We start from the raw sequence: 22,880 nt of genomic DNA, 5'->3' as shown, positions 1-22,880 counted from the left end.
CATGTTCGGGCATCTCAAAATCAACCGCGCTATCGCCACCCGCTATGACCAACTGGCCAGCAGCTTCCTCGGGATGGTCTATCTCGCCACCGCCCGATACTGGCTCAAATTTGTCCACGCTGCCTAGCGATTTTCTATGGGGGCAATTGGAGCACTGCATTCCGATATCAGACAAAGCCTAAGTGATTGTCTTATTTGTCTAGATTCGCGTTGCTTTAGGCTGTATGATGTCCGCCTTGTTTAGTATGAAAGCATCGGCTGGGTGATGTCGCTTCGTTATGTAAAAATATCTGAAAGTATGTCGTCGTGGCTAGATTTTTTTAGGTGCTTTTGTGCCTTTTTAGTGCTTCTTTCCCATGTAAGTCATAGAGTTGTGGTTCATTTCCGGGATCTTGATCCAGCGGCAGTGAATGCCTTGATGTATATTATGTATATGCCGTCGTCATTTGGCGTTGGTGCCGTCATGATATTTTTTGTTCTGAGCGGTTTTTTGGTGGGCGGTAGTGCTTTTAAAAAAATCCAAGCGGGCAATTTTTCTTGGAGGGATTTTGTCGTTGCTAGATTGGCGAGGCTTTGGATTGTCCTGATACCGAGTTTGTTGCTGACCCGTTTGCTTCCGCGGATAACGGAAAGTTTGGGGATTATTGATAGGGCTGAAATTGATAGTGCTTTAGATTTATTTAGTTTTTCGTGCAATGTTGCTTTTCTTCAGTTGGTTGCTTGCGATCCTTATGGCAACAACGGTGCTCTTTGGTCTCTATTTAATGAATTTTGGTATTATATTGCATGGCCGATATTGATGATGGCGTTTGCGTTGTGTGGTTTTAAAAAAATCATTATGCCATTTTTCATATTAGTCTTGGCTTTAATTGTTTCCTTTTATCAGAAGGATGGGGCTAACTTCCTGCTGTACTTTTTTGTATGGGTGTTCGGGGTGGCGGCAGGAGTCTGCAAGTTTCCCAAAATTTTGGGAGGTGAGAAGATAGCCTTGGTGATTTTTGTTGTGGCAGTTGTTTTGTGGCGCCTAAAAGTAAATGGGGATTCAAGAAATGAATTCTTTGGTCATAATTTTTATTATGACGCATTTTTGGGATTTTCATTTGCCAACTTGATGAATAGGATGGCTTTTTCTGTTAATTTGGTGAGACCTCCAGCAATTTTGCCGACTAGGCGGTTTGCTGAATTTTCGTTTTCTCTTTATTGCACTCATACGCCAGTTGTTGAATTTATCTGTAAGTTGCATAGAATATTGTCAGGACGTTCTTTGCCGTTTTTGGTTGTTAATCAGTTGTCGATCGGGATTTTTTTGATTTGCGTTTGCGTTTGCGTGGTTTTTGCTTATGCATTTTACTGGGTTACTGAAAGGCATACGGCGAGATTTTGTGCATTGCTTTCTGGTGTGGTTGATTTTGCATTAAAAGCCGCAAGTGTTTCCGGAATTAAATTTCGGCGGAGGCTGGCAGGCGGTCAGGCCTGGTTCTAAAGTGGCGAAGTGGCGAAGTGGCGAAGTGGCGAAGTGGCGAAGTGGCGAAGTGGCGAAGTGGCGAAGTGGCGAAGTGGCGAAGTGGGGCTTGGTGGCGGTTTGTGCTGTTGGACGTTCTGCCGGAGTTAGATGCGGGATGTTTATCCGCGCCATTGTTTGGTGAAGTATCCCGCCGGCAAATGACTGGATTGCAAAGGGCCCCCGCCCTTTGCCCGCCGGAGGCATCTTGAATCTTCCCGCCGCCGGAGGCGCACAGCCAAAACCGCGCCGCTGGCGCGCCAGTTCCATCAACAAATCCCGCCCAGCACACACAACCCCCGCCATCCTTGACCTTCTCCAGCAATGGGCCTAAGGGGCGGGGCATTCGTGCGGGGGCTAGCTGGTCTGGCCTTTTGCATTTGAAGAGCTGAACATTGCCGGCGCGTGCTGGGTTTGGGCGGTAATCGCTTGGAATCCGGTGTAAACCGTCAAAGTAACCCGGTGCCGTTGGGGCGGGGTGGAGCGTTTCGGCTCGTGCTTGAGGATTGGTGGCGCGTGGCGCCGATGATTCGCTCCTGCGCGGGTATTCGTTTCATTTTGTTTTGATGGCGCCAGATGGCTGGGCTTGGCTTTCGGGCTGGCTTGGCTTTTTCGCACCGGATGGTCTGTTGGTTTTTCCGACAAGTCCGAAGGGCGCTCATGTGGCGGTGAATGGCCGTCACGCAAACAAGGTGAAGAAGTTTCATGCCTACAATCAACCAGCTGATCCGCCACGGGCGCGACCCGCAGAAGGCCAAGAGCAAGGTTCCCGCTCTTGAGCAGAACCCCCAGAAGCGCGGCGTTTGCACCCGCGTTTACACCACCACGCCGAAGAAGCCGAACTCGGCACTTCGCAAGGTGGCCAAGATCCGTCTGACCAACGGCCGCGAAGTGATTTCGTACATTCCGGGTGAAGGCCACAACCTGCAGGAGCACTCGGTTGCTCTGATCCGCGGCGGTCGTGTGCGCGACCTTCCCGGCGTGCGTTACCACGTGCTGCGCGGCGTTCTGGATACCCAGGGCGTGAAGAACCGCAAGAAGAGCCGTTCGAAGTACGGCGCGAAGCGTCCCAAGTAAGGGCTACTCGCTCTAACTTGTTGGTCTTTTGAAGAATTAAAGGAATAAGCGATGTCGCGTCGTCGTCGTCCCGAGAAGCGGGAAATCCTGCCCGATCCCAAGTTTGGGGATCAGGTGCTGTCGAAGTTCATGAACAACCTGATGCTGGACGGCAAGAAGTCCGTTGCAGAATCGATCGTGTATGGCGCTCTGGACGTCATGCAGGTGCGTGCGAAGGCTGACCCTGTGCAGCTGTTCCACGACGCCCTGAACAATGTGAAGCCTGCCATCGAAGTGCGTTCGCGCCGCGTTGGTGGTGCGACCTATCAGGTGCCTGTGGAAGTGCGTCCCGAGCGTGCCCAGGCTCTGGCCATCCGTTGGCTGATCGGCGCTGCGCGCAACCGCAGCGAAACCACCATGGCTGCCCGTCTGTCGGGTGAGCTGCTGGATGCGGCCAACAACCGCGGCAACGCTGTGAAGAAGCGTGAAGACACCCACCGTATGGCCGACGCCAACCGCGCGTTCAGCCACTACCGCTGGTAATGTCTTGTGGCGGCGCTGCTGCGGCAGCTCCGTCACACGGTTGACACAAAAATGAACCTAAGGGGGATATCCGTCACGGATATAACCCGAACCCAAGGAAGCTCATATGGCCCGCAGCCATCCGCTTGAGAAATACCGCAATATCGGTATTATGGCGCATATTGACGCCGGCAAGACCACGACCACCGAGCGTATCCTTTACTACACCGGCAAGTCCTACAAGATCGGCGAAGTGCATGACGGCGCTGCGACGATGGACTGGATGGAGCAGGAACAGGAACGCGGCATCACGATTACGTCGGCTGCCACGACCTGCTTCTGGAACGACCACCGCATCAACATCATCGACACCCCCGGGCACGTGGACTTCACCATCGAGGTGGAACGTTCGCTGCGCGTGCTGGACGGTGCCGTGGCGTGTTTCGACGGCGTGGCCGGCGTGGAACCCCAGTCGGAAACCGTTTGGCGTCAGGCAGATAAGTACGGCGTTCCGCGCATGTGCTTCATCAACAAGCTGGACCGTACCGGTGCGAACTTCAAGTATTGCGTGCAGTCGATCATCGATCGTCTGGGGGCAAAGCCTGCCGTTCTGTACACCCCGATCGGTCTGGAAGCCGACCTGAAGGGTCTGGTCGATCTGGTGCACAACCGTGCGATCATCTGGAAGGATGAATCGCTGGGCGCCGAATTCTTCTATGAAGAAATCCCGGCTGAACTGGCTGACGAAGCGGCTGAATACCGCTCCAAGCTGATCGAGCTTGCCGTTGAGCAGGACGATGAGGCGATGGAAGCCTATCTGGAGGGCGTTGAGCCCGACGTGGACACGCTGAAGAAGCTGATCCGCAAGGGTACGCTGAACCAGTCGTTCGTTCCCGTTTGCTGCGGCTCGGCGTTCAAGAACAAGGGCGTGCAGCCCCTGCTCGACGCTGTGGTCGATTACCTGCCTTCGCCGCTGGATATTCCTGACGTGCAGGGCGTGAAGGTTGACAGCGACGAGAAGGACAGCCGTCCGCCTGCGGACGACGCTCCGTTCTCGGCTCTGGCCTTCAAGGTCATGAACGATCCCTTCGTTGGCTCGCTCACCTTCATCCGCATCTATTCGGGCACGCTGACCAAGGGCAGCTACCTGAACTCGGTGAAGGGCAAGAAGGAAAAGGTCGGTCGTATGCTGGAAATGCATGCGAACGAGCGTAAGGACATTGAAGAAGCCTTCGCGGGCGACATCATTGCTCTGGCCGGTATGAAGGAAACGACCACCGGTGACACGCTGTGCGCCGAACGTCAGCCCATCGTGCTGGAACGCATGGAATTCCCCGAGCCGGTGATCGAACTGTCGGTGGAACCCAAGACCAAGGCTGACCAGGAAAAGATGGGCATCGCGCTCAATCGTCTGTCGGCTGAAGATCCCTCGTTCCGCGTGTCGACCGACCATGAATCGGGTCAGACCATCATCAAGGGCATGGGCGAACTTCACCTCGACATCATCGTTGACCGTATGCGTCGCGAGTTCAAGGTTGAAGCCAACGTCGGCGCTCCTCAGGTGGCTTACCGCGAATATCTGGCCAAGCCGGTTGATCTGGACCACACTCACAAGAAGCAGTCGGGTGGTACCGGTCAGTTCGGTCGCGTGAAGGTCAAGGTTGCTCCTGGCGAGCGCGGTTCGGGCATCATCTTCAAGGATGAAATCAAGGGCGGTAACATTCCGAAGGAATATATCCCCGCGATTGAAAAGGGCTTCCGTGAAACGGCTGCTACGGGCTCGCTGATCGGCTTCCCGATCATCGACTTCGAAATCACGCTGTATGACGGTGCCTACCATGACGTCGACTCCTCGGCGCTGGCCTTCGAAATCTGTGCTCGCGGCGCTATGCGTGAAGTGGCTCAGAAGGCCGGCATCAAGGTGCTGGAGCCGATCATGAAGGTCGAGGTGGTTACCCCTGAAGAATTCATGGGTGACGTCATCGGTGACATCAACTCCCGTCGTGGCCAGATCCAGGGCACCGACAGCCGCGGCAATGCCCAGGTTGTCGAAGCCATGGTTCCTCTGGCAAACATGTTCGGCTATGTGAACCAGCTTCGCTCGTTCACGCAGGGTCGTGCACAGTACACGATGATCTTCTCGCACTATGACGAAGTGCCCGCAAACGTGGCCACCGAGTTGAAGGCGAAAATGGCCTAACCCCTTTTTGGGGAAGGGTTGAAGGATATGCTTGCCTGATCTCTCGGATCAGGCTAGGGGCGGCGCCTGATTTTCAGGCGAGTCTGGCAGGTGCCGTCTCGAACAGAAATCAAACATTACCAAAAGAAGGTTTGAAACATGGCTAAGGCTAAGTTTGAGCGGACCAAGCCGCACTGCAACATCGGCACCATCGGTCACGTTGACCACGGCAAGACCACGCTGACCGCTGCCATCACCAAGGTGCTGGCTGAAACCGGTGGCGCGACTTTCACCGACTATGCCAACATCGACAAGGCTCCTGAAGAGCGCGAACGCGGCATCACGATCTCGACCGCCCACGTGGAATACGAGACCGAAAACCGTCACTATGCTCACGTGGACTGCCCGGGTCACGCTGACTATGTGAAGAACATGATCACCGGTGCTGCCCAGATGGACGGCGCTATCCTGGTGGTGAACGCTGCTGACGGCCCGATGCCGCAGACCCGCGAACACATCCTGCTGGCTCGCCAGGTGGGCGTGCCCGCTCTGGTCGTGTACATGAACAAGGTTGACCAGGTCGACGACGCCGAAATCCTCGAGCTGGTCGAACTGGAAGTTCGTGAACTGCTGTCGTCCTACGACTTCCCCGGCGACGATATTCCTATCGTCAAGGGTTCGGCTCTGGCCGCTCTGGAAGGCCGCGACGACGCCATCGGCAAGAACTCGATCCAGGAGCTGATGGCTGCTGTTGACTCGTACATTCCGCAGCCCCCCCGTCCGACCGACAAGCCCTTCCTGATGCCCGTGGAAGACGTGTTCTCGATCTCGGGTCGTGGTACCGTGGTGACCGGCCGCGTCGAAACCGGCATCATCAAGGTTGGTGAAGAAGTCGAAATCATCGGTCTGAAGGCAACCGCCAAGACCACCGTGACCGGCGTGGAAATGTTCCGCAAGCTGCTCGACCAGGGTGAAGCTGGCGACAACATCGGCGCTCTGTGCCGCGGCATCAAGCGTGAAGACGTTGAGCGTGGTCAGGTTCTGGCCAAGCCCGGCACCTGCACCCCGCACACCAACTTCGAATCGGAAGTTTACGTGCTGTCGAAGGATGAAGGTGGCCGTCACACGCCGTTCTTCGCCAACTATCGTCCCCAGTTCTACTTCCGCACCACCGACGTCACCGGCTCGGTCACGCTGCCCGAAGGCACCGAAATGGTTATGCCTGGCGACAACGTGAAGCTGCAGGTCGAGCTGATCGCTCCGATCGCCATGGACGAAGGTCTCCGCTTCGCAATTCGCGAAGGCGGCCGTACCGTCGGTTCGGGCGTGGTTGCCAAGATCACGAAGTAAGCTTCGTCATCGGGTAACACCCAAGTAAAGGGCCCGGCCTCCTTCATGGAGGTCGGGCTTTTTGCTGTAAGTTTTCGCCCCATTCGGGTTGGGCTGATTTTGTTGAAATCGAAGCTTGCACTAAGGCCTCATGCGGGCTAAGGGCGGCACTCGAATTTGTCGGGGCTTCGGCCCTGTTGGTTGGGGTGAAAGCCCCTTGGCTCTTTCTCATCGGTAGCAGGACATGGAAGCTCAAAATATCCGCATTCGCCTGAAGGCATTCGATCACCGCGTGCTGGATCAGGCCACTGGCGAGATCGCCGACACCGCACGCCGCACGGGCGCTCTGATTCGTGGCCCCATTCCGCTGCCGACCCAAATCGAAAAGTTCTGCGTTAACCGCGGTCCTCATATCGATAAGAAGTCGCGCGAACAGTTTGAAGTGCGCACCTACAAGCGCCTCCTGGATATCGTGCAGCCCAACGCGGCCACCGTCGACGCTCTGATGAAGCTCGACCTTGCTGCTGGCGTTAATGTTGAAATCAAGCTGGCATAATGGGGAAGGGGCTGCTAAGGGCCCCTCTCTTGGTCGTTGATTCGGCCGGCGCCGCCCTTGGCGCCTGCGGGAGGTTTCTTCCGCGGATTTAGGGATACCTCCGGTTCTGCTGCTTGAAAAAGCCAGTAATCGGGTAGCGTCCCCCGTCTCGTTGTCCGGGCATCGCCTTGGCAGCATTCAGCCCGGACGGGGCTCGTTTCGCATAATTGGGTTGAACACGCCTGTTGGGGATGGGCCCCGCAGGCCTCTGTAAGGAGTGCAAGATCATGCGCACTGGCGTGATCGCTAAAAAGGTGGGGATGACTCGCCTTTTTCAGGAGGATGGACGTCACGTTCCCGTGACCGTTCTTTCTCTGGAAAACTGCCAAGTCGTTTCGGTTCGTACCGAAGAGCGTGACGGTTACGTCGCTCTTCAGCTGGGTGCGGGCGAAGCGAAGCAAAAGAATGTCGCCAAGCCGCAGCGCGAACACTTCGCCAAGGCTGAAGTTCCGCTGAAGATGGAAGTTGCCGAATTCCGCGTGGCCGATGACGCCGTGCTGGAAGTTGGTTCGACCATCGCCGCCTCGCACTTTGTGTCGGGCCAGCTGGTTGACATCACGGGTCACACTCAGGGTAAGGGCTTTGCTGGCGCCATGAAGCGTTGGGGCTTCGGCGGTATGCGCGCTACCCACGGTGTGTCGATCTCTCACCGTGCGCATGGTTCGACGGGTAACCGTCAGGACCCGGGCCGCGTCTTCAAGAACAAGAAGATGGCTGGTCACATGGGTGATCGTCAGCGCACCCAGCAGAACCTTGAAGTTGTTCGCACCGACGATGAGCGCGGTCTGGTTTTCGTGAAGGGCTCGGTTCCCGGCGCGAAGAATGGCTGGCTGCTGGTTCGCGATGCCGTCAAGGTTGCTCGCCATGCCGACGCTCCCTATCCCGCCGCTGTGAAGTCGGCTGTGGCTGCTGAGGCTGCCGCTCCCGAAGCAACTGGTCAGGAGGGCTAAGCCATGAAGGTCCAGATCAAGAATCTCGACGGTTCGCTCGCCAATGGCGAAATCGAACTCAACGATGCAGTGTTCGGCCTCGAGCCGCGCGCCGACATCCTTCATCGCGTTGTCACCTGGCAGCTCGAAAACCGTCGCGGCACCGCCCGCGGCGCTCGCGAGCGTTCGGACGTTGCCCGCACCGGCAAGAAGTTCGGCAATCAAAAGGGTGGCGGTACCGCTCGTCACGGCGATCGCAAGGCTCCCATCTTCATCGGTGGTGGTAAGGCTCATGGTCCCCGCGTTCGCGAATTCAACATTTCGCTGAACAAGAAGATCCGTGCGCTCGGCCTGAAGCTGGCTCTGTCCTCGAAGGTCAACAACCTCGTGGTTGTCGATAGCCTGGAACTGGCTGAAGCCAAGACCAAGGCGCTGGCCGCTACCTTTGCCAAGGCCGGTCTGGTCGGCAAGGTGCTGGTGATCGACGGCGAGCAGGTGAACGAAGCCTTCGCACGCGCTGCCAACAACCTCGTCGGCGTGAACGTGCTCCCCGCTGTGGGCGCCAACGTTTACGACATCCTGAAGCATGACACGCTGGTGCTGACCCGCGCCGCTGTCGAGAAGCTGGAGGCCCGTTTCAATGGCTAAGGACAGCATCGACACGCGTCACTACGACGTGATCGTGGCACCGCACATCACCGAAAAGGCGACCTTGCTCTCCGAGCATAACGCCGTGGTGTTCAAGGTGGCGGAAAAGGCAACCAAGCCCGAGATCAAGGCTGCTGTTGAAGCGCTGTTCGACGTCAAGGTCGTTAGCGTCAACACCTTGACCCAGAAGGGCAAGACCAAGCGGTGGAAGGGCAAGCCCTATCGCCGTAGCGATGTCAAGAAGGCCGTTGTGACCCTGGCTGCTGGCCAGTCGATCGACGTGACCTCCGGGATCTGAGGGCGGTAGAACATGGCACTCAAGAGCTACAACCCGACCAGCCCGGCCCGTCGTGGCCTCGTCTTGGTCGACAAGTCGTCCCTGTGGAAGGGGAAGCCGGTCAAGGCGCTTACCGAAGGTAAGAGCAAGACCGGTGGCCGTAACAACAAGGGTCACGTAACCAGCCGCGGTATCGCGGGTGGTCACAAGCAGAAGTACCGCTTCATCGACTTCAAGCGTCGTAAGTGGGATATGCCCGCCACGGTGGAACGTCTGGAATATGACCCCAACCGTACCGCCTTCATCGCTCTGGTGAAGTATGAAGACGGCGAGCAGACCTACGTGCTGGCTCCCCAGCGTCTGGCCATTGGTGACACCATTGTCGCCGGCGAAAAGACCGACGTGAAGCCCGGCAATGCTATGCTTCTGTCGCAAATGCCCGTCGGCACCATCATCCACAACGTGGAAATGAAGCCGGGCAAGGGCGGTCAGATCGCGCGTTCGGCCGGCACCTATGTGCAGGTCGTTGGTCGTGACCGCGGCATGGTGATCGTGCGCCTCAACTCTGGCGAACAGCGCTATCTGCGTGGTGACTGCATGGGCACCGTTGGCGCCGTGTCGAACCCCGACAATGCTAACCAGAACCTGGCCAAGGCTGGCCGCAACCGTTGGCTGGGCCGTCGCCCTCTGACGCGCGGTGTTGCCAAGAACCCGGTCGACCACCCGCACGGTGGTGGTGAAGGCCGCACCAGCGGTGGCCGTCATCCGGTTACGCCTTGGGGCAAGCCTACTAAGGGTGCTCGCACGCGTCACAACAAGCGTACGGACAACATGATCATCCGTTCGCGCCACGCCAAGAAGAAGAGGTAATCGACAATGGCTCGTTCCGTATGGAAAGGTCCTTTCGTCGACCTGCACCTGCTCAAGAAGGCGGAAGCCGCGCAGGATGCTGGAACTCGTGCCGGCCCGGTGAAGACCTGGTCGCGCCGTTCGACGATCCTGCCGCAGTTCGTTGGTCTGACGTTCAACGTCTACAACGGGCACAAGTTCATCCCCGTGTCTGTTAACGAAGACATGGTCGGCCACAAGCTCGGTGAATTTGCGCCCACGCGCACGTTCCCCGGCCACGCCGCTGACAAGAAGGGCAAGCGCTAATGAGCAAGCCTAAGGCTCCCCGTCGCGTTGGCGACAACGAAGCTCTGTCGGTCGGTACGCAAATCCGTGGCTCGGCACAGAAGCTCAACCTCGTGGCTGCGTTGATCCGCAACCAGAAGGCTGAAGATGCTCTCAACATCCTGACCTTCTCGAAGAAGGCCATGGCTGTTGAAGCTCGCAAGGTGCTGGCTTCGGCCATCGCCAACGCGGAAAACAACCACAACCTCGACGTTGACTCGCTGGTGGTGGTTGAAGCTTCGGTCGGCAAGTCGATCACCATGAAGCGCTTTCACACGCGCGGTCGTGGTAAGTCGACCCGCATTCTGAAGCCTTTCAGCCGTCTGCGCATTGTGGTGCGCGAAGTTCAGGAGGCTTGATCCATGGGTCATAAGTCCAACCCGATCGGTCTGCGTCTGCAGATCAACCGCACTTGGGACAGCCGCTGGTATGCGGAAGGTCGCAATTACGGCAAGCTGCTTGAGGAAGACCTGAAGCTGCGCAAGTTCATCATGAAGTCGCTGCCCCAGGCTGCGATTTCGAAGGTGGTGATCGAGCGTCCTGCCAAGGTGTGCCGCATCTCGATCTTCGCTGCCCGTCCGGGCGTGATCATCGGCAAGAAGGGCGCCGACATTGAAAAGCTGCGTTTGCAACTGGCCAAGATGACCAGCAGCGACGTGAAGCTGAACATTGTCGAAATCCGCAAGCCGGAAGTTGACTCCAAGCTTGTGGCTCAGGGCATCGCCGACCAGCTGATCCGTCGTGTGGCTTTCCGCCGTGCGATGAAGCGTTCGGTGCAGTCCGCTCTGCGTCTTGGTGCCGAAGGCATCAAGATCACCTGCTCGGGCCGTCTGGGCGGCGCTGAAATCGCGCGTATCGAATGGTACCGCGAAGGCCGCGTTCCGCTGCACACCCTGCGCGCCAACATCGATTACGCTGAAGCCACGGCACTGACCGCCTATGGCATCATCGGTATCAAGGTCTGGATCTTCAAGGGCGAAATCCTTGGTCACGACCCGATGGCGCAGGACCGTCTCATGATGGAGGCTCAGACCTCCGGCGTGCGTCCCGCACGTTGAGGTTGAGGTAGGAAAATCATGCTGCAACCGAAAAAAACCAAGTTCCGTAAGGCGTTCAAGGGACGTCTGCACGGCAACTCCAAGGGTGGCACCGATCTCAACTTCGGTGCCTACGGTCTGAAGGCTCTTGAGCCCGAACGCGTTACCGCGCGTCAGATCGAAGCTGCTCGTCGCGCCATTCAGCGTCACCTGCGTCGTCAGGGGCGTCTCTGGATCCGCGTGTTCCCCGATCTTCCGGTTTCGAAGAAGCCTGCCGAAGTCCGTCAGGGTAAGGGCAAGGGTTCGATCGAATATTGGGCTGCTCGCGTTAAGCCGGGCCGCATCCTGTTCGAACTGGACGGCGTTCCCGGTCCGCTGGCCGCCGAAGCTTTCTCGCGCGCTGCGATGAAGCTGCCCGTGAAGACCAAGGTTGTTGCCCGTCTGGGCGATACCTCGCATCTGGGGGGTGAATAATGAGCAAGATCGCTGATCTGCGTACCAAGAGCGATGACCAGCTGGTTGCCGATCTGGCCGAACTGAAGCGCGAGGCCTTCAACCTCCGCTTCCAGGCGGCTACGAACCAGCTTGAACGCCCTGCGCGTATCAAGGAAGTGCGCCGCGATATCGCTCGCATCAAAACGCTCCAGACCGAGCGTTCTGTTGCCGCGAAGGCGTAAGGAGGAAACCATGCCCAAGCGTATTCTGATCGGGACTGTGGTTTCCGACAAGACCGACAAGACCGTGGTCGTGAAGGTCGAACGTAAGGTGAAGCACCCCCTTTATGGGAAGATCATCCGTCGTTCGAAGAAGTACCACGCTCATGACGAAAACAATGCGTACAAGCCCGGTGAGGTTGTCCGCATTGAAGAAACCGCCCCCATCTCGAAGCTGAAGAGCTGGAAGGTGATCGAGCGGGTTCAGGCAGGCAAGGGCGTCGCTGTCGAAGCGGACGTTTGAGACTGCTAAAATAATGCTGGCGCTCTAACTCGAATCGAGTTAGGGCGCCGCACCGCATTGTGCGGAGTCTGAGTGATCAGGCTCCGTATTTTTGGAACTGCCGGACTGGTTTCGGCAAGCCTAACGTAAGGAACCGGATCAATGATCCAGATGCAATCTCAGCTTGACGTCGCTGACAACAGCGGCGCCAAGCGCGTCCAGTGCATCAAGGTGCTGGGCGGCTCTAAGCGCCGGACTGCCGGCGTGGGCGACATCATCGTGGTGTCGATCAAGGAAGCTCAGCCGCGTGCAAAGGTCAAAAAGGGCGACGTTCACCGTGCGGTGATCGTGCGTACCCGTAAGGATGTCCGTCGTGCAGACGGTTCGGTCATCCGCTTTGACGGCAACGCTGCTGTGCTGATCAACAAGAACGCCGAACCCATCGGTACGCGTATCTTTGGTCCCGTGGTTCGCGAACTGCGCGCCAAGGGCTACATGAAGATCATCTCGCTGGCTCCGGAGGTCCTCTAATGTCCGCTGCTAAGATCAAGAAGGGCGATAATGTCGTCGTTCGTTCGGGCAAGGACAAGGGCCGCACCGGTGAGGTGCTGTCGGTTCTTCCCAAGGAAGGCAAGGTTGTGGTCGCCGGCGTAAACGTCGCTGCCCGTCACCGCAAGCCGACCCAGGCGAACCCGCAGGGTGGTATCGAGCGCCGTGAAGCGCCGATGGCTATCAGCAAGGTCGGTCTGGCCGATCCCAAGACGGGCGCCGCTACGCGCGTTCGTTTCGAGATCAAGGACGGCAAGAAGGTCCGCGTGGCCGTGAAGTCCGGGGAGGCGATCGATGGCTGATAAGTATGTTCCGCGTCTGAAGACCAAGTATGACGCCGAAATCGTGAAGGCGATGACGGAAAAGTTTGGTTACAAGAACGCGATGGAACTGCCCAAGATCGAGAAGATCACGATCAACATGGGCGTTGGCGAAGGCACGCAGGACCGTAAGAAGGTCCAGACTGCCGCCGCCGAAATGGAGCTGATCGCCGGTCAGAAGCCGGTTGTGACCCGTGCCAAGAAGTCCGTTGCCCAGTTCAAGCTGCGCGAAGGCATGGCGATCGGTTGCAAGGTCACGCTGCGTCGCGAACGTATGTATGAATTCCTGGATCGTCTGATCACGATCGCAATGCCCCGCATTCGCGACTTCCGTGGTCTGAACCCGAAGAGCTTCGACGGCCGTGGCAACTATGCCATGGGTCTGAAGGAGCAGATCATCTTCCCGGAAATCAGCTACGATCAGATCGACAAGGTGCGTGGTATGGACATCATCGTCACCACCACCGCCAAGACCGATGAAGAAGCACGCGAATTGCTGCGTCTCTTCGGTTTCCCGTTCACTGCCACCACCGAAGCCAAGCAGGCGGCGTGAGCGAGCAAGATTGAGAAAGAGAGCTTAAGTCCATGGCGAAACTGAGTTCGATCAACAAGAACGAGCGCCGTAAGGCCCTCGTCAAGAAGTATGCTGCAAAGTATGCTGCGTTGAAGGCGATCGCTGATGATGAATCGGTTGATGAAACCGAGCGTCTGATTGCACGTCTGAAGCTGGCCGAGATTCCCCGTAACGGTAATCCCACCCGCGTGCGCAACCGCTGTGCAACGACCGGCCGCCCGCGCGGCTACTATCGCAAGTTCGGCCTGTGCCGTGTTGAGCTGCGTGATCTTGCCAATAAGGGCATGATCCCCGGCGTCACCAAGTCGAGCTGGTAAGGACCCGAAGCGATGGCATTGACCGATCCTCTGGGTGATATGCTCACCCGTATCCGTAACGGCCAGCAGGCGAAGAAGGACACCGTCCTTTCGCCTTCTTCGAAGCTGCGCGCTCGCGTGCTCGAAGTGCTGCAGCGTGAAGGTTACATCCGTGGCTTCAGCGAAGACGCAACCGGGGCTCACCCCCAGCTGCGCATCGAGCTGAAGTATTTTGAAGGCGAGCCGGCGATCAAGCATCTTGCTCGCGTCTCCAAGCCTGGTCGTCGCGTCTATTCGGGTAGCAAGGAGCTCCCCGTTGTGCGCAACGGTCTTGGCATCACCATCGTCTCGACGCCGCGCGGCGTGCTTTCCGATGCGGAAGCTCGCACTGCCAACGTCGGTGGCGAAGTGCTGGCGGAGGTGTTCTAATGAGCCGCATTGGCAAGAAGCCTGTTGCCATTCCGGCAGGCGTCTCGGCGAATATCGCCGATGGCGTGCTGACCGTGAAGGGCCCGAAGGGCACGCTCACGCTGAGCCTCGTTGATGACATCACCTATGATCTGACCGACGGTCTGATCTCGGTGAAGCCGGCTAACGACACCCGCCGCGCTCGCGCCTTCTGGGGCATGCAGCGTACGCTGGTTTCGAACCTGGTGACGGGTGTGACTGAAGGTTACACCAAGACCCTGCAGATCACTGGTGTGGGTTACCGCGCCACCGCTCAGGGCAAGATCCTGAAGCTGCAGCTGGGTTACAGCCACGACGTCAACTTCGACGTTCCCGAAGGCATTGAAATCAAGACCCCGGATAACACCACGGTCCTGATTTCCGGTGTTGACAAGCAGAAGGTGGGTCAGGTTGCGGCCGAGATCCGTCGTTGGCGTAAGCCCGAACCCTATAAGGGCAAGGGTATCAAGTACGCTGGCGAGTTCATCTTCCGCAAGGAAGGGAAGAAGAAGTAATGGCCAAGCTGTCTCTGTTCGAGCGCCGTCGTCGGCGCGTTCGTACCGCGCTGAAGGCTCGCGCTGGCGGTCGTCCCCGCCTGTCGGTCCATCGTTCGGGTCGCCACATCTATGCCCAGATCATCGACGATGCTGCTGGTCGTACCCTTGCTTCGGCCTCGTCGCTGAAGAAGGGCAGCAAGGATATCGGCGCCAACGTCGATGCCGCTGCTGTGGTTGGCAAGGAACTGGCCGAAGCCGCCAAGGCTGCTGGCGTCACCACTGTCGTGTTCGATCGCGGCGGTTTTCTGTTCCATGGTCGCGTCAAGGCGCTGGCCGATGCCGCCCGTGAGGGCGGGCTGGAGTTCTGACAATGGCTGACGAAACCAACCTGGAAGCCCCCGCTGGCTTCGAAGCTGCCCCCGAGGGCAACGAGCGTGAAGGTCGTCGTGGACGTGGTCGTGGCCGTGATGGCGAAGGCCGTGGTCGCGGCCGTCGCGATGATCGTCGTGGCAAACCCGAAGAGGAACAGGGTGAAGAGCTGATCGAAAAGCTCGTTCACATCAACCGCGTTTCCAAGACGGTTAAGGGCGGTAAGCGCTTCGGCTTTGCTGCTCTGGTCGTCGTCGGCGATGGCAAGGGCCGCGTCGGCTTTGGTCATGGCAAGGCTCGCGAAGTGCCTGAAGCCATCACCAAGGCAACCGCTGCTGCCAAGAAGAAGATGGTTCGCGTTCCTCTGAAGGACGGTCGTACCCTGCATCATGACGGCAAGGGCCACTTCGGCGCTGGCAACGTCAGCGTGCGTACGGCTCCTGCTGGTACCGGCATCATCGCCGGTGGTCCGATGCGCGCCGTGTTCGAAAGCCTGGGCGTTCATGACGTGGTGACCAAGTCGGTCGGCACTTCGAACCCCTACAACATGATCCGCGCCACTTTCGACGCTCTGACCAACCAGTCGAGCCCGAAGTCGGTGGCGCAGCGTCGCGGCAAGAAGGTCACCGACCTGCTGAACCGTGATGGTCATCACCACACTGAGGCGCAGCTTGAAGCCGCTGCCGCCGCGATTACGGAGTAAGCGCGATGGCTACCATCAAGATCAAGCAGATCGGTTCGCCGATTCGTCGCCCTGCTGCCCAGAAGAAGATCCTGATCGGTCTTGGCCTGGGTAAGATGCACCGCGTTGTGGAAGTGCAAGACACTCCCGAAAACCGCGGCGCCATCGCCAAGCTGCCCCACATGGTTGCCGTGATCGACTGATCACCTAGCCATTGAGGTATATGGATTTGGGCAGGCCTATTGCTAGGTCTGCCCTTTTCCTTTGGTGGATTATGTTTCCACCATCAAAAAGGGGTGACATTGGCCGGCTTCTGGCCTAAGGGCGCCCCTTCCTTTTAGCGCGAACAAAGCGAAAGCGAGTGCAAACTATGGTTAAGCTGAACGAACTTTTCGACAATTATGGCGCCCGCAAGGGTCGTATGCGCGTTGGCCGTGGTATCGGCTCGGGCAAGGGCAAGACCGCTGGCCGTGGCCAGAAGGGTGCCAAGGCGCGTTCGGGCGTGTCGATCAACGGCTTTGAAGGCGGTCAGATGCCGCTGCATATGCGTCTGCCGAAGCGTGGCTTCAACAATCCCTTCGGTAAGGACTATGCAATCGTCAATCTGGGCGCTGTCCAGAAGTCGATCGAAAATGGCAAGCTCGACGCCAATGCCGTCATCGACCACAACGCGCTGAAGGCCGCTGGTCTTGCTCGTGGTGGCAAGGATGGCGTGCGTCTGCTCGCCAAGGGGCAGTTCACCGTGAAGGCCAACTTCAAGGTTGCTGGTGTTTCGGCCGGTGCCAAGGCTGCTGTGGAAGCTGCTGGTGGTTCGGTGGAAGTGCCTGCTGCCAAGGCTGACGCTGAATAAGTACCGTTAAAGTGCGCGGGCAGGGGTTGTATCCTTGCCCGCGCACATTATTCCTAAGCTACCTTTTGTGTAGCTTCGCCGCTTCCTAGCGGCACAGGGCAGGATTTGAGCAGTCCCATGGCATCGCGCGCCGATAATATCGCAAGCACCCTCAGCCTCGCCAACTTTTCCAAGGCGACCGATCTGAAGAGCCGTATCTGGTTCACGGTTGGCGCGCTGATCGTTTTCCGTTTCCTGAGCTTCGTTCCGCTCCCCGGCGTTAACCCGCTGGTGCTTGAGCAGTTGTATGCCAAGACTCAGGGCGGCATTCTGGACATTTTCAACACTTTTTCGGGCGGCAGCCTTGAGCGCATGAGCCTCATCGCGCTCGGCGTCATGCCCTACATCACTGCGTCGATTGTGGTGCAGTTGGCCGCTTCGCTTCATCCCGCGCTGGCTTCTTTGAAAAAGGAAGGCGAGAGCGGTCGCAAGAAGCTGAACCAGTGGACGCGTTATGGCGCGGTTTTGCTGACCGCCATTCAGGGTTGGGCGATTGCCAGCGGCTTGGAAGCTTACGGCACATCGTCGGGCTTGCAGGCTGTGGTTATTCCGGGGCCCTTGTTCCGCGTTTGCGCCGTGATCTCGCTGATTGGCGGGACGATGTTTTTGCTGTGGTTGGGTGAGCAGATCACCAGTCGCGGTATCGGTAATGGTACGTCTTTGATCATCATGGCGGGTATCGTGGCGCAAATGCCGCAGTTCTTTGTCCAGCTGTTTGAAGGTGGCCGTTCCGGCTCGGTCAATGGCTTGACGATTTTTGCCATGGTCGCGCTGGTTGTCGGGATGATCCTGTTTATCGCCTTCATGGAGCGTGCTTCGCGCCGTGTGCTGATCCAGTATCCCAAGCGCGCGACCCAGAACGGTATGATGCACGCGGATAGCAGCCACCTGCCCTTGAAGATCAACACTGCCGGCGTGATTCCACCCATTTTCGCCAGCTCGCTGTTGCTGCTGCCTCTGACGATCACGCAATTTGCGGGCAAATCGGTTTCGCCTGATTCCGTTCTGGGCAAGGTCATTGTGACGCTGAACCAATATCTGGGCCATGGTAAGCCTTTGTATATGGCTCTCTATGCCTTGGGCATTGTGTTCTTCTGCTTCTTCTACACGGCAGTGGTGTTCAATCCGGAAGAAACGGCCGACAACCTCAAGCGCAACGGTGGCTTCGTTCCCGGCATCCGTCCTGGCAAGAATACCGCGACCTATCTGGATTATGTGCTGACCCGCATCACCGTGATCGGCGCTGCATATATTACTATAGTCTGTGTTGTGCCCGAATTCTTTATGGAGCAAACCGGCCTGAAGCTGGTGGTTGCCGGCGGGACTAGCCTTCTGATCGTGGTGAACGTCACCGTTGATACTATCACCCAGATTCAGTCGCACATGTTGGCGCACCAATATGGCGATCTGATGAAGAAGAAGGCGAAGCTGAAAGGTCGTATGCGCTGAGAGGAAGGCGCGCGGTGTTTTGATAAAAAGAGGGGGAAGGGAACCCGTGAATATCATTCTGCTAGGTCCGCCGGGTGCGGGTAAGGGTACCCAGGCGCAACGTTTGGTGGAGCGTCATGGGTTCCGTCAGCTTTCTACCGGTGATATGCTGCGTGCCGCTGTAAAAGCGGGGACGCCGGTTGGTATTCAGGCCAAAGCGGTGATGGATCGCGGCGAATTGGTATCTGACGCCATCGTGTCGGCGCTGATCGGGGAAGAGCTGGATGCCATGGGTCCCGAGGCGGGCGCCATCTTTGATGGTTATCCCCGCACGGAGGCTCAGGCCGAGGCTTTGACCGCCATTCTGGCCGAGCGTGGTCGCAAGCTTGAGCATGTGATCGAGCTGGCAGTGGATGAAGATGCGTTGGTCGAGCGGATCACGGGTCGGTTCACTTGTGCGTCTTGTGGCAAGGGTTACCACGATACGTTTGAGCAGCCCAAGGCTGTGGGCGTTTGCGACAAATGCGGTGGCACCGAGTTTCGTCGTCGTCCTGACGATAATGAAGAGACGGTGCGTACGCGTATGGTGGAATATCGTGCGAAGACCGCGCCCATTCTGCCTTTCTATGAAAGGCAGGGAATTGTCGCGCGCGTGAATGGCATGGCAGAGATGGATCACGTGACGGCTGCGATCGAGAAGATCATCGCTGGCTAAGCGGTGCAGAGGGGCTGCTGGCAGCTACTTTCATGCCTGTTTGAGTTTTGGTTATTTTCGTTAGTTGGTGGCGTTGACAACCGTCAAGAATCGGTTTACGCGCCACCTCCACACCTTGAAAACGGGTCGGTCCGGCAGATGTCACCTTGCTGTGTGCATCGGTCGGGCTTTTTGCCGTTATTGGCCTTTGCGTTTTCAGCGTGTGATTTGAGCGTTGAGATGGGGCGCGTTCCGGTTGAATTGGGCGATCCCTGTGGAGCATGGAGAACAAAGTGGCACGTATTGCCGGGGTAAATATCCCCACCAATAAGCGCGTTATCATCGCGCTGACCTATATTCACGGCATTGGTTCGTTCAAGGCCAAGCAGATCGCTGACAAGCTGGGCATCGACCACAGCCGTCGCGTTCAGGATCTTTCCGATCAGGAAGTTCTGCATATCCGTGAGACCATCGACGCCGAGCACACCGTTGAAGGTGACCTGCGTCGTGAAACCGCGATGAACATCAAGCGTCTGATGGATCTGGCTTGCTATCGTGGCTTGCGTCACCGCAAGGGTCTGCCCGTTCGCGGTCAGCGCACGCACACGAACGCTCGCACCCGCAAGGGTAAGGCTAAGCCCATCGCTGGCAAGAAGAAGTAAGCGCTAGTTTACTAGCCTTTTTCTGTCTCACCGATACACGAGGATAACATCCCATGGCACGTGAACCCCAGCGCCTTCGCAAGCGGGAACGTAAGAATATTACCAGCGGCATCGCGCATGTGAATGCCAGCTTCAACAACACGATGGTGACCATCACCGACGCTCAGGGCAATGCGATCAGCTGGTCCTCGGCCGGTATGATGGGCTTCAAGGGTAGCCGTAAGTCGACCCCGTATGCCGCTCAGGTGGCTGCTGACGATGCTGGCAAGAAGGCCGCCGAACATGGCGTCCGCACTCTGGAAGTGGAAGTCAAGGGTCCTGGTTCGGGTCGCGAAAGCGCGCTCCGTGCTCTGCAGGCTGTTGGTTTTACGATCACCTCGATCCGCGATGTGACGCCGATTCCGCACAACGGTGTGCGTCCGTCGAAGCGTCGCCGCGTCTGATGGTGCGAACGCGGGTGGCATGGTGTCATCCGCGTTGCCATAAAGATCGGCCGCCTTATGCTGCGCGCAAGCAGTTTGGCGGTCGTTCACGCCAGTAGAGAAATCAGGGGAAGTCCATGACTGTCAACATCAAGAACTGGCAGGAACTGAAGAAGCCCAACAGCCTCGAAGTCAAGCCGGGGAACGACCCCAAGCGCCGTGCAACGTTTGTTGCCGAGCCGCTGGAACGCGGTTTCGGCCTCACGCTGGGCAATGCCCTGCGTCGTGTGCTGCTCTCGTCGCTTCAGGGCGCCGCGATCACCTCGATCAAGATCGAGAACGTGTTGCACGAGTTCTCGTCGCTGGCCGGTGTGCGTGAAGACGTGACGGATATCGTCCTGAACGTGAAGCAGATCGCGCTGAAGATGCAGGGTGAAGGCCCAAAGCGTCTCCAGTTGTCGGCCACCGGGCCGGGCGAAGTGCGTGCAGGCGATATTGCGGTTACTGGCGACATCGAAGTGATGAACAAGGATCTGGTGATCTGTCATCTCGACGATGGAGCGACCTTGAACATGGAACTGACGGCAGACACGGGTAAGGGCTATGTGCCTGCCGTGCACAACCGTCCGGTTGATGCGCCGATCGGGCTTATCCCCGTTGACTCGCTTTATTCGCCGGTGCGTCAGGTCAGCTACAAGGTCGATAACGCACGTATCGGTCAGGAACTGGACTACGATAAGCTCAACCTGACGGTTGAGACCGATGGTACGGTGACGCCCGAGGATGCCGTGGCTTATGCTGCGCGCATTCTGCAGGACCAGCTGGCACTCTTCGTTCACTTCGAAGATATTGCTCCGGTTGGCGTTGCTCCGATGATCGGCGGCGTTGCTGCTGCTGCTCCGGAAGAAGGCGATACCAATCAACTCAACCGCTACCTGCTCAAGAAGGTGGACGAGTTGGAGCTGTCGGTGCGTTCGGCCAACTGCCTCAAGAACGACAACATCATCTACATCGGCGATCTGGTTCAGAAGACCGAAGCAGAAATGTTGCGCACCCCCAATTTCGGTCGCAAGTCGCTGAACGAAATCAAGGAAGTGCTGTCTTCGATGGGTCTGCGTCTGGGGATGGATATCCCTGGTTGGCCGCCGGAAAACATCGAGGAAATGGCCAAGAAGCTCGAACAAGAGCTGCTGGGCTAAGGCTTCAGGCGGGATCGGGAAACCGGTCCCGCCAAGCGGTTATGGGCGGCCACCGCAAGTGCTGCCTGGATCGGGGTACCAGAGAGTTCGCTGAACTCGCTATACGGCCCCCCTACGAACCTGAAGGAAAAGATTATGCGTCATAAATACGGCCAGCGTAAGCTGAACCGCACCAGCCAGCACCGCGCAGCCATGCTGCGTAACATGTCGGCTTCGCTGATCAAGCATGAGCAGATCATCACCACGCTGCCCAAGGCCAAGGAACTGCGCCCCTACGTTGAAAAGCTGATCACGCTGGCAAAGCGTGGCGGTCTTTCCAACCGTCGTCTGGCGCACGCCCGTCTTCAGGACGATGCACAGCTGGTGAAGCTGTTCGACGTTCTGGCAGCTCGCTACAGCGACCGTAACGGTGGCTACTCGCGCGTGATCCGCGCCGGTGTCCGCGCTTCGGACGCCACGCAGATGGCTGTGATCGAACTGGTTGATCGCGACGTTGCCGCCAAGGGGCAGGACTCCGGTCCTGTCGCCGAAGTGGAAGCTGGCGACGAATAAACGCTAGAGCCTTTGGGCTTTAAGGAAGGGCCGCGGCGGGAAACTGCTGCGGCCTTTTTCTTTGCCCGACTTGCGTGCCAAATTGTGCTGGCTTTTTTGCCGGAACAGCACGCCGGATAAACGGCATTCCGTATCTTTGTCGCTTTGAGTGTCCTCCGCATAATTCACCTCGGATGGAGGTGTTGATGCGGAAGATGGATAAGGGGCTGTTGAACGGCTTACTGGGCGTCGCGGTGTTTAGTGGGTCCTTGCCGGCGACTCGGATGGCCTTAGAGGGCTTCGCACCTTTGCTACTTACCTCGGTTCGCGCCCTTGTTGCTGGTCTGGCTGCTTTACTGCTGCTAGCCGTGTGGCGCAGAACGGGTGATGTGATTTTGCCAGAGGGGCGGGAATGGGGGCGCCTTTGCGTGGTCGCTTCGGGGGTAGTGCTGGGCTTTCCGCTGTTAACAGCTGTGGCACTGCAGTCGATTACGGCCACCCGTTCTTTGGTGTTTGGGGCGCTGTTGCCGCTGTCCACGGCTATTTTCGGTGTTTTGCGTGGCGGGGAAAGGCCCGCTTTTGCTTTCTGGATTTTCGCAGGTTTGGGCGCAGGGGCGGTTGTCACCTATGCCTTATTCAAGGGGGCAGTGGCTTCATCGATCGGTGATGGCCTGATGGTGGCGGCCGTTTTGGCCTGTGGACTTGGCTATGCCGAAGGTGGCGCCCTTTCGCGACGTTTGGGCGGCGCTCAGGTCATCTGCTGGGCTTTGGTGTTGAGTTTGCCGTTTTCGGTTACGTTGTCCTTCTATGCTCATCCGGTGACGTGGAGCGGTATCGGTCTCTCAAGCTGGCTGGCCTTGGGCTATGTTTCCTTGTTCTCGATGTTGATCGGGTTTGTGTTCTGGTATCGTGGGTTGGCTTTGGGAGGCATTGCGCGGGTGGGCCAATTGCAATTGTTGCAGCCATTTATGGGTTTGGGGCTTGCTGCGTGGCTATTGGGCGAGCGGGTGGATGCGATGACAGTCGGTGTCGCATTTGTGGTGGTGGGTTGTGTGGCGGGCGCTCGCCGGTTTGCTTGAGCGGAGAATTCTGCAGGCCTGTTCATTTTCTCTATTGCAATTCATTCGCATCAGTTGAAT

33 protein-coding genes are annotated in these 22,880 nt (G+C 57.8%); all 33 read left to right on the top strand.

Annotated features, from left to right (window positions below):
* Positions 1-265 precede the first annotated feature (265 nt).
* The gene (locus tag EOE18_RS15260; RefSeq protein ID WP_127711091.1) at positions 266-1,483 is read left to right on the top strand and encodes an acyltransferase family protein; all 1,218 of its coding nucleotides are present in this window, start codon (positions 266-268) and stop codon (positions 1,481-1,483) included.
* A 723-nt stretch (positions 1,484-2,206) separates the two neighbouring features.
* On the top strand, positions 2,207-2,578 hold the full coding sequence (gene rpsL, locus EOE18_RS15255; RefSeq protein WP_127711089.1) for a 30S ribosomal protein S12: 372 nt from the start codon (positions 2,207-2,209) through the stop codon (positions 2,576-2,578).
* A gap of 51 nt (positions 2,579-2,629) precedes the next feature.
* Positions 2,630-3,100 carry a 30S ribosomal protein S7 gene (rpsG, locus tag EOE18_RS15250; protein ID WP_127711087.1) on the top strand — a complete coding sequence of 157 codons (471 nt, stop codon included), beginning with the start codon at positions 2,630-2,632 and terminating at the stop codon, positions 3,098-3,100.
* 106 nt (positions 3,101-3,206) lie between these two features.
* Entirely contained in the window at positions 3,207-5,279 is a 2,073-nt protein-coding gene (fusA, locus tag EOE18_RS15245) for an elongation factor G (protein ID WP_127711085.1), read from the top strand.
* Positions 5,280-5,417: 138 nt separating this feature from the next.
* Entirely contained in the window at positions 5,418-6,608 is a 1,191-nt protein-coding gene (gene tuf / locus EOE18_RS15240; protein WP_127711083.1) for an elongation factor Tu, read from the top strand.
* 223 nt (positions 6,609-6,831) lie between these two features.
* Complete coding sequence (rpsJ, locus tag EOE18_RS15235) at positions 6,832-7,143, top strand: 30S ribosomal protein S10 (RefSeq protein WP_127711081.1); 312 nt, start codon at positions 6,832-6,834, stop codon at positions 7,141-7,143.
* 266 nt (positions 7,144-7,409) lie between these two features.
* A complete protein-coding gene (gene rplC, locus EOE18_RS15230; protein ID WP_127711079.1) occupies positions 7,410-8,132 on the top strand; it encodes a 50S ribosomal protein L3 in 723 nt (240 codons plus the stop codon).
* A 3-nt stretch (positions 8,133-8,135) separates the two neighbouring features.
* Positions 8,136-8,759, top strand: coding sequence for a 50S ribosomal protein L4 (gene rplD / locus EOE18_RS15225; RefSeq protein WP_127711077.1), 624 nt, complete (start codon positions 8,136-8,138; stop codon positions 8,757-8,759).
* The gene (locus EOE18_RS15220) at positions 8,752-9,057 is read left to right on the top strand and encodes a 50S ribosomal protein L23 (RefSeq protein ID WP_127711075.1); all 306 of its coding nucleotides are present in this window, start codon (positions 8,752-8,754) and stop codon (positions 9,055-9,057) included. The genes rplD and EOE18_RS15220 overlap by 8 nt, the downstream gene beginning before the upstream one ends.
* 12 nt (positions 9,058-9,069) lie before the next feature.
* Positions 9,070-9,906 carry a 50S ribosomal protein L2 gene (gene rplB, locus EOE18_RS15215; RefSeq protein WP_127711073.1) on the top strand — a complete coding sequence of 279 codons (837 nt, stop codon included), beginning with the start codon at positions 9,070-9,072 and terminating at the stop codon, positions 9,904-9,906.
* A 6-nt stretch (positions 9,907-9,912) separates the two neighbouring features.
* Positions 9,913-10,191 carry a 30S ribosomal protein S19 gene (rpsS, locus tag EOE18_RS15210; protein ID WP_127711071.1) on the top strand — a complete coding sequence of 93 codons (279 nt, stop codon included), beginning with the start codon at positions 9,913-9,915 and terminating at the stop codon, positions 10,189-10,191.
* A complete protein-coding gene (gene rplV, locus EOE18_RS15205; RefSeq protein ID WP_127711069.1) occupies positions 10,191-10,568 on the top strand; it encodes a 50S ribosomal protein L22 in 378 nt (125 codons plus the stop codon). The genes rpsS and rplV overlap by 1 nt, the downstream gene beginning before the upstream one ends.
* A 3-nt stretch (positions 10,569-10,571) precedes the next feature.
* Positions 10,572-11,267, top strand: a complete 696-nt coding sequence (rpsC, locus tag EOE18_RS15200; protein WP_127711067.1) for a 30S ribosomal protein S3 — start codon at positions 10,572-10,574, stop codon at positions 11,265-11,267.
* 18 nt (positions 11,268-11,285) lie between these two features.
* Complete coding sequence (rplP, locus tag EOE18_RS15195; RefSeq protein ID WP_127711065.1) at positions 11,286-11,720, top strand: 50S ribosomal protein L16; 435 nt, start codon at positions 11,286-11,288, stop codon at positions 11,718-11,720.
* Complete coding sequence (rpmC, locus tag EOE18_RS15190) at positions 11,720-11,923, top strand: 50S ribosomal protein L29 (RefSeq protein ID WP_164852776.1); 204 nt, start codon at positions 11,720-11,722, stop codon at positions 11,921-11,923. The genes rplP and rpmC overlap by 1 nt, the downstream gene beginning before the upstream one ends.
* Before the next feature lie 10 nt (positions 11,924-11,933).
* Entirely contained in the window at positions 11,934-12,203 is a 270-nt protein-coding gene (rpsQ, locus tag EOE18_RS15185; protein ID WP_127711061.1) for a 30S ribosomal protein S17, read from the top strand.
* Positions 12,204-12,344: 141 nt separating this feature from the next.
* A complete protein-coding gene (gene rplN, locus EOE18_RS15180; protein WP_127711059.1) occupies positions 12,345-12,713 on the top strand; it encodes a 50S ribosomal protein L14 in 369 nt (122 codons plus the stop codon).
* Positions 12,713-13,033 carry a 50S ribosomal protein L24 gene (rplX, locus tag EOE18_RS15175; RefSeq protein ID WP_127711057.1) on the top strand — a complete coding sequence of 107 codons (321 nt, stop codon included), beginning with the start codon at positions 12,713-12,715 and terminating at the stop codon, positions 13,031-13,033. The genes rplN and rplX overlap by 1 nt, the downstream gene beginning before the upstream one ends.
* On the top strand, positions 13,026-13,604 hold the full coding sequence (gene rplE / locus EOE18_RS15170; RefSeq protein WP_127711055.1) for a 50S ribosomal protein L5: 579 nt from the start codon (positions 13,026-13,028) through the stop codon (positions 13,602-13,604). Before rplX ends, rplE begins: the two co-directional genes overlap by 8 nt.
* A 32-nt stretch (positions 13,605-13,636) precedes the next feature.
* The gene (rpsN, locus tag EOE18_RS15165) at positions 13,637-13,942 is read left to right on the top strand and encodes a 30S ribosomal protein S14 (RefSeq protein ID WP_127711053.1); all 306 of its coding nucleotides are present in this window, start codon (positions 13,637-13,639) and stop codon (positions 13,940-13,942) included.
* 12 nt (positions 13,943-13,954) lie between these two features.
* Entirely contained in the window at positions 13,955-14,350 is a 396-nt protein-coding gene (gene rpsH / locus EOE18_RS15160) for a 30S ribosomal protein S8 (protein ID WP_127711051.1), read from the top strand.
* Positions 14,350-14,883, top strand: coding sequence for a 50S ribosomal protein L6 (rplF, locus tag EOE18_RS15155; RefSeq protein WP_127711049.1), 534 nt, complete (start codon positions 14,350-14,352; stop codon positions 14,881-14,883). The genes rpsH and rplF overlap by 1 nt, the downstream gene beginning before the upstream one ends.
* On the top strand, positions 14,883-15,233 hold the full coding sequence (gene rplR, locus EOE18_RS15150) for a 50S ribosomal protein L18 (RefSeq protein WP_127711047.1): 351 nt from the start codon (positions 14,883-14,885) through the stop codon (positions 15,231-15,233). Before rplF ends, rplR begins: the two co-directional genes overlap by 1 nt.
* Positions 15,234-15,235: 2 nt before the next feature.
* Positions 15,236-15,937 (top strand): 30S ribosomal protein S5, encoded by a 702-nt coding sequence (rpsE, locus tag EOE18_RS15145; protein WP_127711045.1) that lies wholly within the window; start codon positions 15,236-15,238, stop codon positions 15,935-15,937.
* A gap of 5 nt (positions 15,938-15,942) precedes the next feature.
* Positions 15,943-16,119, top strand: coding sequence for a 50S ribosomal protein L30 (gene rpmD / locus EOE18_RS15140; RefSeq protein ID WP_127711043.1), 177 nt, complete (start codon positions 15,943-15,945; stop codon positions 16,117-16,119).
* Between the two features lie 167 nt (positions 16,120-16,286).
* Positions 16,287-16,766: a 50S ribosomal protein L15 gene (gene rplO / locus EOE18_RS15135; RefSeq protein ID WP_127711041.1), complete on the top strand. Its 480-nt coding sequence runs from the start codon at positions 16,287-16,289 to the stop codon at positions 16,764-16,766.
* Between the two features lie 117 nt (positions 16,767-16,883).
* Positions 16,884-18,254: a preprotein translocase subunit SecY gene (gene secY / locus EOE18_RS15130; RefSeq protein WP_127711039.1), complete on the top strand. Its 1,371-nt coding sequence runs from the start codon at positions 16,884-16,886 to the stop codon at positions 18,252-18,254.
* Between the two features lie 46 nt (positions 18,255-18,300).
* On the top strand, positions 18,301-18,948 hold the full coding sequence (locus EOE18_RS15125) for an adenylate kinase (protein ID WP_127711037.1): 648 nt from the start codon (positions 18,301-18,303) through the stop codon (positions 18,946-18,948).
* A 272-nt stretch (positions 18,949-19,220) separates the two neighbouring features.
* Positions 19,221-19,589 (top strand): 30S ribosomal protein S13, encoded by a 369-nt coding sequence (rpsM, locus tag EOE18_RS15120; protein ID WP_127711035.1) that lies wholly within the window; start codon positions 19,221-19,223, stop codon positions 19,587-19,589.
* Between the two features lie 53 nt (positions 19,590-19,642).
* Positions 19,643-20,032 (top strand): 30S ribosomal protein S11, encoded by a 390-nt coding sequence (gene rpsK, locus EOE18_RS15115; protein WP_068091513.1) that lies wholly within the window; start codon positions 19,643-19,645, stop codon positions 20,030-20,032.
* A gap of 116 nt (positions 20,033-20,148) precedes the next feature.
* Positions 20,149-21,210, top strand: a complete 1,062-nt coding sequence (locus tag EOE18_RS15110) for a DNA-directed RNA polymerase subunit alpha (RefSeq protein WP_127711033.1) — start codon at positions 20,149-20,151, stop codon at positions 21,208-21,210.
* Between the two features lie 135 nt (positions 21,211-21,345).
* Positions 21,346-21,762, top strand: a complete 417-nt coding sequence (gene rplQ, locus EOE18_RS15105) for a 50S ribosomal protein L17 (protein ID WP_127711031.1) — start codon at positions 21,346-21,348, stop codon at positions 21,760-21,762.
* Positions 21,763-21,947: 185 nt separating this feature from the next.
* Entirely contained in the window at positions 21,948-22,820 is an 873-nt protein-coding gene (locus tag EOE18_RS15100; RefSeq protein WP_127711101.1) for a DMT family transporter, read from the top strand.
* The last annotated feature ends 60 nt before the right edge of the window (positions 22,821-22,880 follow it).

The sequence above is a fragment of the Novosphingobium umbonatum genome (genome assembly GCF_004005905.1).
Classification (GTDB): Bacteria; Pseudomonadota; Alphaproteobacteria; order Sphingomonadales; family Sphingomonadaceae; genus Novosphingobium; species Novosphingobium umbonatum.
This window is presented reverse-complemented; position numbering and strand designations above follow the sequence as displayed.